The organism is Arthrobacter sp. ov407 (assembly GCF_900102895.1).
Classification (GTDB): domain Bacteria; phylum Actinomycetota; class Actinomycetes; order Actinomycetales; family Micrococcaceae; genus Arthrobacter.
On sequence record NZ_FNGD01000007.1, the window covers coordinates 221,706 to 234,284 of the forward strand.

Consider the following 12,579-nt stretch of genomic DNA (forward strand, 5'->3'; position numbering starts at 1 on the left):
ATTCGGGGAGCTCCTCAAGGAAAAAACGGGTATAAGAACGATCGGCACTCGGGTAGCTGTCGGCGAGAGCCCGGGCAGTTCCACGAAGTTTGCACCGAAAATGCATTATGGGTCTTCACGCTGGGAAAAACCTGTGAAAAACCGGTGACGGAGCCAATAATTTTAATCTTGCCAAACGATTCGAATGGGAACACTATTCGATAAAGATCAGCAAATGGGATCTCTTGGGGGGATTCGCAAATGGTCTCGGGTTGAGGAGCCTGTCATGTATCACTTGCGTAATTCTTCTGCGTGCCTGCCGAAAACTCCCGCTGGACGCACTCGCGGCGCCGGCTCCCTGGAACAGGGCTAGCCATGTTCGGCTGGATCACCCGTTTCAGTATGCAGTTCCGCATCCTGGTTCTCGCCGTGGCCGCCGGGCTCATTGCCTTCGGGGTAGTGAACGTCCCCAACGTAGCCATCGACAGCATGCCCGAGTTTGCCCCCGCGCACGTCGAGATCCAGACCGAGGCCTTGGGCCTCTCAGCTGCCGAAGTCGAACAGCTCATTACCGCTCCGATGGAAGCCGACCTCCTGAACGGCGTGGCGTGGTTGGATGAAATCCGGTCCAAATCCGTTCCCGGCCTGTCCTCCATCGAGCTCGTGTTCGAACCGGGCACCGACCTTCTGCGCGCGCGCCAACTCGTGGCCGAACGTATGACCCAGGCCCACGCACTGCCGAACGTCTCCGCGCCGCCACTGATCATGCAACCGCTGTCGTCAACCAGCCGCGTCCTCATGGTCCGGATGAACTCCAAGGAGCTCTCCGGGATCGAAATGTCGGTGCTGGCCCGGTGGAAGATCAAGCCGCGGCTGATCGGCATTCCCGGTGTCGCCAACGTATCCATTTGGGGACAGCGCGAGCAGCAGCTCCAGGTCGAGGTGACCCCCACGCAGATGCGCGACAAGGGCATCACGCTCGAACAGATCATCAAGACCACAGGCAACGCAGTCTGGGTGTCGCCCCTGAGCTTCCTCGAGGCGTCTACCCCCGGCACGGGCGGCTTTGTGGAGTCGCCAAGCCAGCGTCTTGGCATCCAGCACGTCTTGCCCATCCGAACGCCCGCGGACTTGGCCAAGGTCAGTGTCGAGGACGCCCAACCTCCCATGCTCCTCGGTGACATTGCCCAGGTGAAGGAGGACCATCAGCCGCTGATCGGAGACGCCGTCGTCGGTCAGGATGCAGGCCTCCTGCTGGTCGTGGAGAAGTTCCCCGGTACCAGCGCGTTACAAGTCACCAAGGACATCGAAGCTGCCCTGAGCGACATGCAGCCCGGACTTTCCGGAGTCCAGATGGATACGTCCGTCTTCCGGCCCGCCTCGTTCCTGCAGGATGCAGTGGACGGACTCGGCGTGGCGTTGCTCGTGAGCCTCCTGATCGCCGTCCTGCTCTTCTGGGTCCTCTTCCGCTCCTGGCGTGTCGCCGTGATTGCCCTCGTGGCCATCACCACGACAGTCATGGCGGCAGGAGTCGTGCTCTACTTGCTCGATTCCACACTGAATATCTCGATCCTGGCCGGCATCGTCCTGGGTGTTTCCGTGATTGTGGGAGACATCGTGGAGGATGTGCAGGCGCAGCGGCGCCGGCCGTTGCGGACCACCGAGACCGAGACTGATGCCACCATCAGGTTCCGTATGGTCCAGCTTGTCCGCAGCGTCCGCACCCCGCTGTTCCACGGGTCCCTCATCATGGCCCTTGCGCTTGTTCCGACGCTGTTCGTTACGGGAGTCGGCGGTGCGTTCTTCCAGCCGCTCTTCTGGTCCCTGGCACTGGCGCTTACCGCGTCCATGCTGGTGGGTTTGTCCGTGACACCGGTCCTGGCATATCTCCTGCTTCCCGGTGAGAAAGCCCGCCGGGCGGACTCGCAGGCTGTTGTCCGGGCCAGGTCCTACTACAACCGGGCCCTCGAGGGCGCACGCTCCCGCACCGCGCTCGGCATCGTCGCTGTCGCCGTCGTGGGACTGCTGGGACTGGCCGCTGCATCCCAGGTGGTCGGAAACCGGGCGGTCGTTCCGACCATTCCGGACCGAACGCTCCTGGTGCAGTGGGACTCGATGGCAGGCACGTCCAACGACGAAGTCCGCAGGGTGGCGTCGAAGGCGTCCGACGAACTGCGGACCCTGCCGGGTGTTTCGGGAGTGGGCGGGCATATCGGCCGCGCCATTTCCTCCGACCAGGTTGTTGGGAACAGCTCCGCGGAACTCTGGGTGTCCGTCACACCGGATGCCAACTTCAGCGAAACGGAGCAGGCGGTCCGCGACGTCGTCCAGGGATACCCGGGCATTGCGCACAACGTGGTCAACTACTCCCAGCAAAAGATTGGTGAACAGCGCAGCAGCATGGATCCGGGATTCGCCGTCCGCGTCTACGGAACCGACCTGCCGGTCCTTCGCGAAAAGGCCGAAGAGGTCCGCAAGGCGATCGAAAAGGTCGACGGCGTGAAGAACCCGACGATCAATGCCAGCGCCTTGACGCCCATCGTCGAAGTCGAGGTCAACCTCGAGGCGGCGCAGAAGGTCGGCATCAAACCCGGCGACGCACGGCGGGCCGCTGCCTCCCTCATGCAGGGCATCGTGGTCGGCAACCTTTTCGAACAGCAGAAGGTCTTTGAAGTGGTGGTCCGCGGCGCGGTGGGTGTCAGGGATGACCTGACCAGCATTCGCGAACTACTGCTCGACACGCCAAGCGGCGGCCGGGTCCAGCTGGGCCAGATCGCCGACATCCGGCTCGTTCCGAGTGAAGCCGTGATCTTGCACGATGACACCTCGCGCCGGATCGACGTCGTGGCCGAGGTCACCGGGCGGCCGCTCGCGGATATCCAGCGCGACATCAACGCGGCGATCGAGCAGATCCAGTTCCCGCTGGAGTACCACGCCGAGATCCCCACGAAATACAGCGAACAGCTCGCCGGGGACGCCTTGGTGCTGTGGATCGGCGCGGCAGCCCTCCTGGCCATCCTGCTCCTTCTCCAGACAGCCGTGCGGAGCTGGAAGCTGGCGCTTGCCATCTTCCTTTCCCTGCCGGCCGCGCTGGCCGGTTCCGCCGTGGCAGCGTGGATCGCGGGAGGCGCCATCACTGTGCTGGCGCTCACTGCGTTTGCCGCGGTGCTGGCCGTCGCTGTCCGCAATGCGACGCTGCTCTCGGCCAAGACGGATGAGCTGTGGCGCGCTGCCCCGCACGAATCCCCTGACAAAGTCATCATGATGGCGGCCCGGGACCGGGTATCGCCCATCCTGAAGGCCGCCCTGATCACAATGGCGATCTTGATTCCGCCGGGACTCTTCGGCGGTGCCGTCGGCGGGGCTCTCCTGGGTCCGATGGCCCTGATCATTGTCAGCGGACTCATCACTACAACTCTCATCGGGATCTTCGTACTCCCCCTGCTGGCACTCTGGTTCGGACCCAGGTCCGCCCCAGAAGAGTGGGCCGAAGTCTACGAGGCCGAAGTTCCCGTCCAGCCCGTTACGCAGGAAAAGGTGGAAGCAAAATGACCAGCCAACAGCCCCTGCGGCGCCTGCCACTGGCGGCCGCCGTATGCGCAGCACTTCTGTTCGCGTTGCCCGCATGTGCCCAGACGACGGCGGCGGCCCCGGCGGCCGTATCGGCCAACGATCCCGCCAAGGTGGAAAAGAATGCGGCAACGGGCATCGCGAAGCTGACCTTGACCGAAAAGGGCGTCGAACGCCTCGACCTGAAGACCGGTACCGTCAAGGCCGGTAAGGGGACCGACGTCGTCGTGCCCTACGCAGCCCTGCTCTATGACGCCAACGGAAAGACCTGGGTGTACACCAACCCGGCCCCGCGGGTCTATCAGCGGCAGGCGGTCACAGTAGCCAAGGTGGAGGACGGAGTGGTCACGGCCTCGGCTGGCCCCGCGGCCGGCACCACAATCGTGATCGTCGGCGCGGCTGAACTCTTCGGCGCTGAATTCGATACGGCACACTGACATGCGCCGGATTGTCGCTGCAAGTCTGAGGTTCCGGTCGATCATCATTGCGATGGCGGCTGCCCTCATGATCGTGGGCGGCGCGCAACTCAGCAGGGCTTCGGTGGATGTTTTCCCTGAGTTTGCACCGCCCCGCGTCGAGGTCCAGACGGCGTGTCTGGGACTCACCGCCTCCGAGGTTGAGGAACTGGTAACGGTTCCGATGGAGGAGGCCTTCAACGGCATCGACGGCCTGGACCAGATGCGGTCGAAGTCTGTGTCGCAGCTGTCCGCCATCGTGATGGAGTTCAAGCCCGGAACCGATCTGCTTACCGCCAGGCAACTGGTGTCGGAGCGGATGGCAACGGTCATACCGACGCTGCCTACCTGGGCCGCGCCGCCGGTGATGCTCCAGCCGCTGTCCTCCACCAGCCGTGTCATGAAGATCGGGCTGTCCTCCGAGACCCGCTCCCTGATCGAGATGTCCATGGTTTCCTACTGGAATATCCGGGCACACCTCCTGCGGGTGCCGGGCGTCGCCAACGTGGCGATCTGGGGCGAACGCCTTCAGATGCTGCAGGTCCAGGTTGATCCGGCCAAGCTGGCGGCCCACAAGGTCACGCTGGAGAACGTCATGAACTCCACGTCCGACGCCTTGGATGCCGGCCTGCTCAAGTACTCTGAGGGTGCCCTGATCGGCACCGGCGGGGCGCTGGAGACGCCCAGCCAGAGCTTGACCGTCAGGCACGTACAACCCATCACGTCTCCGGCGGACCTTGCCCAAGTGCCCTTGGAAGAACGTGAGGGACGGCCTCCCCTGCGGCTCGCCGACGTGGCCAACGTCGTGGAGGACCACCAGCAACTGATCGGTGACGCGGTCATCAACGGCGGCCCCGGACTCATGCTCATTGTCGAAAAGCTGCCGTGGGGCAACACGCTCGAAGTCACGCGTGGGGTTGAGGAAGCGCTCAAGGAACTGCAACCCGGCCTGACCGGTATCGCAGTCGACACCACCTTGTTCCGGCCTGCCTCGTTCATCGAGGAGTCCCTCGGCAACCTGAGCCTCGCGCTGCTGCTGGGCTGCTTCCTGGTGGTCCTGGTGCTGAGCGTCTTCCTGTTCCAATGGCGGACGGCGCTGGTCAGCGTGACGGCGATCCCGTTGTCGCTGATGGCAGCGGCCCTGGTGCTCTATTGGACCGGAGGCACGATTAATACGATGGTGCTTGCGGGGCTGGTGATTGCCGTCGGGGTGGTGGTGGACGATGCCATCATCGACGTCGAGAACATCGTCAGACGACTCCGGCACCACCGGGCCAGCGGCGGGACCGAAAGTACCGCCCGTGTGGTCGTCAATGCCTCCCTGGAAGTTCGCGGCCCCATCGTCTACGCCACACTGATTATCGTGGCCGCCACGGTGCCGATCTTCTTCCTGGACGGGCTGACCGGCGCCTTCTTCCGCCCCCTGGCCACGTCCTACACTCTGGCCGTGATGGCGTCCATGCTGGTGGCCCTCACGGTCACGCCGGCCATGGCGTACATCTTCCTGCGCAATGCCAAGCTTGAAGATCGGGATCCGCCGGTGGTCAGGGTTCTCAAGCGCTGGTACGGCGCGGCCCTGCGGCCCATTGTGAAGCGGCCGCTCCCGGGCTACCTCGCGGTGGCGGCGCTCGGCGTCGTCGGAATCATCGCGGCCCCGCTCCTGGGTCAGTCGCTGTTGCCGTCGTTCAAGGAACGCGACTTCCTCATGCACTGGGTCACCCAACCCGGCACGTCCAATGCCGAGGAAGTGCGCGTGAGCCAGTTGGCCTGCCGGGAGCTGATGACCATTCCAGGCGTCAACAACTGCGGGTCCCACATCGGTCAGGCGTTCGCCGCCGATGAGGTGGTGGGCGTCAACTTTGGAGAGAACTGGATCAGCGTTGACCCCTCGGTCGACTACGACAAAACCCTGGCCTCTATCCAGCAGGTCGTGGACGGGTACCCCGGCATCCACCGGGACGTCCAGACCTACCTCAAGGAACGTGTCCGCGAGGTGCTTACCGGCACGGGCTACTCAATCGTCGTCCGTGTGTACGGCGATGACCTGAACACGCTGAAGAAGCAGGCGGACAAGGTCAAGACTGTCCTTGCTGGCATCGAGGGGGCCATCGGGGCCAAGGTCGCCCTGCAGGTCAATGTCCCGCAGGTGGAAGTCGAGGTGAACCTGGACGCCGCCAACCGCTATGGCCTGAAACCCGGTGACGTCCGCCGTGCCGCAGCCACCCTGGTCTCCGGTGAGGAGGTCGGTGACGTGTACCGGGACGGCAAAGCCTACGACGTCCAGGTCTGGAGTCCTCCCGCGATCAGGACCAGCGTCACAAGCATCGAGAACCTCCCGCTGGACACTCCCAGCGGACAGACGATCCGGGTGGCTGATGTCGCCAAGATCACGGTAAAGCCCACTCCCAATGTCATTGAGCGTTCGGAAGGGTCCCGCCGACTCGATGTCAGCGCCAACGTCAAGGAAGGCGATCTCGCAAAAGTCGTCGAGAAACTCGAATCCGACCTCAAGTCGGTGGAGTTCCCCAGTGGTTACAGCGCGGACATCCTGGGCGAATACGCAGAGCGGCAGGCCGCCTCACAGCGGCTTCTCCTCTTCGCGGCCGGAGCCCTGGTTGTGGTGTTCCTCCTGCTCCAAGCGGCATTCCGCAGCTGGCGGCTTGCCACCCTTGGCATCCTGACGCTGCCGGTAGCCCTGGTGGGCGGGGTGATCGCCGCGCACATGAGCGGCGGAATCCTGTCCCTCGGGTCGCTTGTCGGGTTCCTGACAGTGATGGGCATCGCCGCCCGCAACGGCATCCTGCTCATCAACCACTTCCAGCATCTGGAGCAGTTCGAGGGCATGCCGTTCGGCCGGGGCCTGGTCCTGCGGGGCGCGGCCGAACGCTTGTCACCAATCCTGATGACCACGCTCGCCACCGCACTCGCACTGGTGCCGCTGGTGATGTTGGGTAACCGGCCCGGCCATGAGATCGAGCACCCCATGGCCGTAGTGATCCTGGGCGGGCTGGTGACTTCGACACTGGTCAACTTGTTCATCGTTCCATCGCTGTACCTTCGCTTCGCCAAGAAAGGTCCGGCACGTGAACGCGGGGCCCGCGAGCCGGAACCCATACCAGCCGCCTAACACCAACCACGCAACAGAAAGGCCAGTCAGATGACACCACGATCTAAGAGACTAACGGCCTACGGCTCCGTGCTCTTGCTGGTGGTGGCGTCACTGACGGCGGCGACGGCGGTGGCGGCCGCCCCGGCGGCCGCCAGTTCCCAGGAACTGTGCGGCCCCGGCTCGGCGTTATCGTTCCACCGTTCCGCTTTCCCGGCGAAGCCTGAGATTGACAACAAGTGGCTCAGGCTCGAGCCCGGAAGGCAGTACACCACCACCGGCAAGGTAGTCTCGCCGGACGGAACGACCGCCCGCACGGTGATCAGCACCGTCACGGGACTGACCAAGGTCATCGACGGGGTCAAGACGATCGCGATTTGGGACCGCGACTACCGGGACGGTGAACTCGTGGAGTCCGAGCTCGCCTTCTTCGCCCAGACGAGGAAGGGGGCGGTGTGGCTCTTCGGCGAGTATCCGGAGGAGTACGAGAACGGCAAGCTTGTCGGCGCCCCCAGCACGTTCATCAGCGGCATCGACGAGGCCCGGGCCGGCATAGCGATGCAGGCCAAGCCGCACCGGAACACGCCGGCCTACGCCCAGGCCTACGCCCCCAGCGTGGACTTCCTGGACTGCGGTGACGTCTTCGCCAAGCACTTGCGCGTCTGTGTCCCCACGGGGTGCTACGACGACGTCATGGTGATCGATGAGTTCAACCCGCTGGAGCCGCCGAGCGCGGGCCACCAGCGCAAGTATTACGCGCCCCGGACCGGGCTCATCAAAGTGACGGCCGTGGGCGGCGAAGAGCAGGAGTTCATGGATCTGGTCAAGATCAAGAAGCTCAACAGAACGGAACTGGCCAGCGTCAATGCGCATGCGCTGGCGATTGACCGCCGCGGCTACACGGTCAGCAAGGACGTCTACGCCAAGACGCCGCGCGCTGTCGTGAAGACCCGGTAAGAGCGGCCCGTGTCCCGAGGGACACGACGGAGGCGGGACAATGAAGAGCTCCGGCCAGGTTTCCCTGGCCGGAGCTCTTCATTGTCCGCCGAAGCCGTGCCCGGTCAGCGGGTCAGGATGTGCCCCTACTGGACGTCCTCGTCAACCCAGTCCATGGACTTGGTGACGGCCTTCTTCCAGAGGCGCATCTGGCGTTCCCGCTCGGCCTGGTCCATTCGAGGCTCCCACCGCTTGTCCTCGGCCCAGTTGGCCGAGCACTCGCCCAGGTCCTTCCAGAATCCGACCGCCAAGCCGGCCGCGTAGGCTGCGCCCAGCGCTGTCGTCTCGACCACCTTCGGACGGATGACCGGCACGCCGAGGATGTCCGCCTGGAACTGCATGAGGGCGTCGTTGGCGACCATGCCGCCGTCGACCTTCAGCTCCGTCAGCGGCACGCCGGAGTCGGCGTTGACGGCGTCGAGGACCTCACGGGTCTGGAAGGCGGTGGCCTCCAGCGCCGCGCGGGCGATGTGGGCCTTGTTCACAAAGCGGGTCAGGCCCACAATGGCGCCGCGGGCGTCCGAACGCCAGTACGGCGCGAAGAGGCCGGAGAACGCCGGCACAATGTACACGCCGCCGTTGTCCTCCACCGAGGCCGCGAGGGTCTCGACCTCCGGGGCGCTGCTGATCAAGCCGAGATTGTCCCGCAGCCACTGGATCAACGAACCGGTGACGGCGATGGAGCCCTCCAGCGCGTAATGCGGCGCCGCGTCGCCGAGCTTGTAGCCAACCGTGGTCAGCAGCCCGTTCTTGGAGTGGATAATTTCCTCGGCCGTGTTGAAGATCAGGAAGCAGCCCGTGCCGTACGTGTTCTTGGCTTCGCCGGCATCAAACGCCGCCTGGCCGAACGTGGCCGCCTGCTGGTCGCCCAGGATGCCGGCCACAGGAACCTCGCGCAGCAACTGGGAGGTGTGCACCGTGCCGTAGACCTCGGAGGAGGACTTGATGGTGGGCATCATGGAGGCCGGGACGCCGAACGCGTCCAGAATCTCCTGGTCCCAGGACAGCGTCTCAAGGTCCATGAACATGGTCCGCGAGGCGTTGGTCACGTCGGTGACGTGCACTCCCCCGTCGACCCCGCCAGTCAGGTTCCAGAGCACCCAGCAGTCGGTGTTGCCGAAGACGAGATCGCCGGCTTCCGCCTTCGCCCGGGCACCCTCGACATTGTCCAGGATCCACTTGATCTTCGTGCCCGAGAAGTAGGTCGCCAGCGGCAGGCCCACCTTCTGCTTGAAGCGCTCCGGCCCTCCCTCTTTCGCGAGCTCGTCCACTATCGGCTGGGTGCGGGTGTCCTGCCACACGATGGCGTTGTAGATTGCCTCGCCGGTGGTCTTGTCCCAGACAACCGCTGTTTCGCGCTGGTTGGTGATGCCGACGGCGGCGATGTCGTGCCGGGTCAGGTTCGCCTTGGACAGGGCCGAGCCGATCACTTCGCGGGTGTTGTTCCAGATTTCGGCGGGGTTGTGCTCCACCCAGCCGGCCTGAGGGAAGATCTGCTCATGCTCCATCTGGCCGGAGGAGACGATGCTGCCGCTGTGGTCGAACACGATGGCGCGCGTGCTCGTGGTGCCCTGGTCGATGGCGACTACGTACTGGTTCATATTGACGTCCTTGTCTGGTTGGCGTGGCAGTTGAACTGGCGGTTAGTGACTGTTAGTGAGGGATTACGGGGACGATGATCGGAACGACTGCTGCCACGAGGCCGGCCAGTCCGCCGCCGATGAGGGGGCCGACAACCGGGATCCAGGAGTAGCTCCAGTCGCTGGAACCCTTGCCCTTGATGGGAAGCAATGCGTGCGCGATGCGCGGGCCGAGGTCACGGGCGGGGTTGATGGCGTAGCCGGTGGGGCCGCCGAGCGAAACACCGATGCCGACAACCAGCAGGGCCACCGACAGCGGGCCGAGTCCGGAAGGCGTGCCGCCGAAGGTCAGGATGACGAACACGAGGACAAAGGTGCCGATGATCTCGGTGATCAGGTTCCATTGGTTGGAGCGGATCGCGGGGCCGGTGGAGAAGACGGCCAGCTTGCCGGCGGGCTCGGACTCGAGATCAAAGTGTTGCTTGTGAGCCAGCCACATCACGACGGCGCCGAGGAAGGCACCGGTCAGTTCACCGCCGAAGTACGTAAGGGTCGAGGCGAAGTCAACCGGAACCCCGGGAGCGTACAACCTCTTGCCGTTGAGCAGCAGACCAAAGGTGACCGCGGGGTTCAGGTGCGCACCTGAGATGGAAGCAACATAGACACCGCAGAAGACGGCAAGGCCCCATCCCCAGGTCACCATCAGGAACCCGCCGTTGTTGCCCTTGGTGCTTTTGAGCACAACGTTGGCCACAACGCCGCAACCCAGCAGGGTCAGCATTGCGGTACCGAATACTTCGGACAGGAAAACTATTCCAAGAGACATCTTTGACTCCTCTATTTTCTGTTGTCGGCCTCCGCGAGTTTGGAAGCCGTGGGGCCGGCAGCATATTAGTGCTCCCGGCCAGCCACTGCGCCGGCCGCCGGGGCGGACCGCGCAGTGCTTGCACCCGGGCTTCCCTGCCCGGGCACGCAAGCCGTATCAGGCGACCAGGCTGTGGACCTGGACGCGGTGGAACCGTTCAAGCACCTCCTGCGTGTGGCTGATCTCCTTGGCCCGGCGAGCCGCGTCCCAGCCGAGCGGTCCCGAAAGTGTGTCGGCAACTTCATTCAGCAGTTCCCCGGTCACGAGTCCCCGGAACGCCAACGAGGTGCGGCGGATGAGGACGTCCACGAGGTGTCCGACCTGCTCGTGCGCCGCCATGAACTCCAATTCGCGCGTGCTGAGCTCGCGTGTGGAGTGCAGCAGCCTGTCGGGTGCACCGGCCGGGTCCGCATCCAGGAAGCGGATGACTTCTGCGGCGCGGGTCCCGTAGCGCGTCAGCAGCCCGGTGACGCGGGCGGCGTCGCGGCCTGCCGACATATGGGCCTTGATCCAGCGCTGGACCCCGTCCTCGCTGTCCGGGAACCCGGCGCCGCCGCCGATGGCGAGCTTCGCCGTCGAGACCTTCCGTTCCATGCCGAGTTCGGCCAGGACGTCGTTGCTCAGGTGCTCGGCGAGGGCACGGAACGTGGTCCACTTGCCGCCCACGAGGCTGAGGACGGCCCCGCCCGCCGCGGCACGGTGTTCGATCCTGTAGTCCCGGCTGACGAACCCGGGCTGGGTGGCGTCATGCTTCGGCAGCGGGCGCACACCGGAGAACGTGTAGACAATCTGTTCCCGGTCCACGGGGAGGCCCGGGAACACGTGGCCGATCAGGTCAATGAAGTAGTCGATTTCCGCCTCGGTGCAGACGGCGTCCTGGGCCATGTCGGCGTCGACGTCGGTGGTGCCGACCAGGACGCGGTCCCCCATCGGATAGATCAGCACGATCCGGCCGTCAGTGTGCTCAAAGAAGATTTCCCGGCCGTTGCACGCCGCGAGCAGCTCCGGATGGTCCAGCACGATGTGCGAACCTTTGGTTCCGCCCATGAACGACGACGCCGCCCCCATCGCCTCGTTGGTCAGGTCGACCCAGGCGCCGGTGGTGTTCACGATGACGTCGGCGGTGAAGTCGAACATTTCGCCGGTCAGCTCGTCTCGCAGCTGGACCGTGGTTCCGGCTCCGGTGGCGCCGGTTCCGCCTGTGGCGCCGCGCGCCGTACCCGTCGAGACGAGCGAGACGTAGTTGCTGGCCCGGGCCCTTTCGCCGTCCGCGCCACCGGCCTTCTCGCCGTCCTGGAGCACATCGAGGGTGAGGCGCTCGGGGTTGTGGACGGAGGCGTCGAAGTAGGTGGCCGCGTATTTGATCCCGGGGTGCAGCCGGGGCAACTCGGCCAGGGCGCGCTTGCGTCCGCGGAACTGGTGGCGCGGAACCGTGCCGCCGTCGCGGGAGAAGAAGTCGTACATGCTGAGGCCGAGCTTGATCAGGAACGCTCCGCGCTCGGTGTGCTTGCCCTGCTTGTGGGTCAGGAAACGCATCGGGGCAGCCAGGACTCCGGAGAAGGTGCCGAAGATCGGGATCGTGGTCTGCAGCGGCTTGACGTAGTGCGGTGCGATCCGCAGGAGCCGGTTGCGCTCGACCACGGACTCCTGGACGAGGCGGAACTCGCCGTTTTCGAGGTACCGGATGCCGCCGTGGATCATGTGGGAGGAGGCGCCGCTGGCGCCCTGGCAATAATCGCCACGCTCAACGAGCGCCACGTCGACGCCTTGCAGTGCCAGGTCACGGAACGTGCCCACCCCATTGATTCCGCCGCCGATGATCAAAACCTGCGCGTGCGGCCGCTTCCGCAGCTTCTGCACCGAGGCGCGATCGTTCGCCGGTGTGCCGACTGAGTACTTCTGTCCCAAAACTGCTCCCTTGGGTTTGGTTCTGTGCGGCACGCCCATGGCGCGGCGCCGTTCAACACTATTCTTTGGACTAATGGAAAATGGAGTCAAGCACTATGCACAAACGTGCAGACGGGAAAT

General features: G+C 64.6%; 7 protein-coding genes. 4 read left to right on the forward strand and 3 right to left on the reverse strand.

Features of this window, described 5'->3' with window-relative positions; translation table 11 throughout:
- Nucleotides 1-381 precede the first annotated feature (381 nt).
- The 4 genes from BLS42_RS11340 to BLS42_RS11355 are packed head-to-tail and all read left to right on the forward strand — an operon-like array spanning nt 382 to nt 8,067.
- Nucleotides 382-3,531 carry an efflux RND transporter permease subunit gene (locus tag BLS42_RS11340; protein WP_256336413.1) on the forward strand — a complete coding sequence of 1,050 codons (3,150 nt, stop codon included), beginning with the start codon at nt 382-384 and terminating at the stop codon, nt 3,529-3,531.
- A complete protein-coding gene (locus BLS42_RS11345) occupies nt 3,528-3,986 on the forward strand; it encodes a hypothetical protein (protein WP_090581045.1) in 459 nt (152 codons plus the stop codon). Before BLS42_RS11340 ends, BLS42_RS11345 begins: the two co-directional genes overlap by 4 nt.
- 52 nt (nt 3,987-4,038) lie before the next feature.
- Entirely contained in the window at nt 4,039-7,131 is a 3,093-nt protein-coding gene (locus BLS42_RS11350) for an efflux RND transporter permease subunit (RefSeq protein WP_371129561.1), read from the forward strand.
- A gap of 30 nt (nt 7,132-7,161) precedes the next feature.
- Nucleotides 7,162-8,067 (forward strand): hypothetical protein, encoded by a 906-nt coding sequence (locus BLS42_RS11355; RefSeq protein WP_176803362.1) that lies wholly within the window; start codon nt 7,162-7,164, stop codon nt 8,065-8,067.
- 125 nt (nt 8,068-8,192) lie between these two features.
- Here the strand turns inward: BLS42_RS11355 and glpK are convergent, their stop codons facing one another.
- The 3 genes from glpK to BLS42_RS11370 all read right to left on the reverse strand — a co-directional run bounded on the left by glpK (nt 8,193) and on the right by BLS42_RS11370 (nt 12,498).
- Nucleotides 8,193-9,707, reverse strand: coding sequence for a glycerol kinase GlpK (gene glpK, locus BLS42_RS11360; RefSeq protein WP_090581050.1), 1,515 nt, complete (start codon nt 9,705-9,707; stop codon nt 8,193-8,195).
- 52 nt (nt 9,708-9,759) lie between these two features.
- Nucleotides 9,760-10,512 carry an MIP/aquaporin family protein gene (locus tag BLS42_RS11365; protein WP_090581053.1) on the reverse strand — a complete coding sequence of 251 codons (753 nt, stop codon included), beginning with the start codon at nt 10,510-10,512 and terminating at the stop codon, nt 9,760-9,762.
- 156 nt (nt 10,513-10,668) lie between these two features.
- The gene (locus BLS42_RS11370) at nt 10,669-12,498 is read right to left on the reverse strand and encodes a glycerol-3-phosphate dehydrogenase/oxidase (protein ID WP_256336414.1); all 1,830 of its coding nucleotides are present in this window, start codon (nt 12,496-12,498) and stop codon (nt 10,669-10,671) included.
- Nucleotides 12,499-12,579: the final 81 nt, after the last annotated feature.

What these genes read in the sequence shown, in the direction of transcription:
- BLS42_RS11345 (WP_090581045.1), top strand. Translation starts at nt 3,528, where the DNA reads ATGACCAGCCAACAGCCCCTGCGGCGCCTGCCACTGGCGGCCGCCGTA.
- glpK (WP_090581050.1), bottom strand. Translation starts at nt 9,707, where the DNA reads ATGAACCAGTACGTAGTCGCCATCGACCAGGGCACCACGAGCACGCGC.
- BLS42_RS11355 (WP_176803362.1), top strand. Translation starts at nt 7,162, where the DNA reads ATGACACCACGATCTAAGAGACTAACGGCCTACGGCTCCGTGCTCTTG.
- BLS42_RS11350 (WP_371129561.1), top strand. Translation starts at nt 4,039, where the DNA reads ATGGCGGCTGCCCTCATGATCGTGGGCGGCGCGCAACTCAGCAGGGCT.
- BLS42_RS11365 (WP_090581053.1), bottom strand. Translation starts at nt 10,512, where the DNA reads ATGTCTCTTGGAATAGTTTTCCTGTCCGAAGTATTCGGTACCGCAATG.
- BLS42_RS11370 (WP_256336414.1), bottom strand. Translation starts at nt 12,498, where the DNA reads ATGGGCGTGCCGCACAGAACCAAACCCAAGGGAGCAGTTTTGGGACAG.
- BLS42_RS11340 (WP_256336413.1), top strand. Translation starts at nt 382, where the DNA reads ATGCAGTTCCGCATCCTGGTTCTCGCCGTGGCCGCCGGGCTCATTGCC.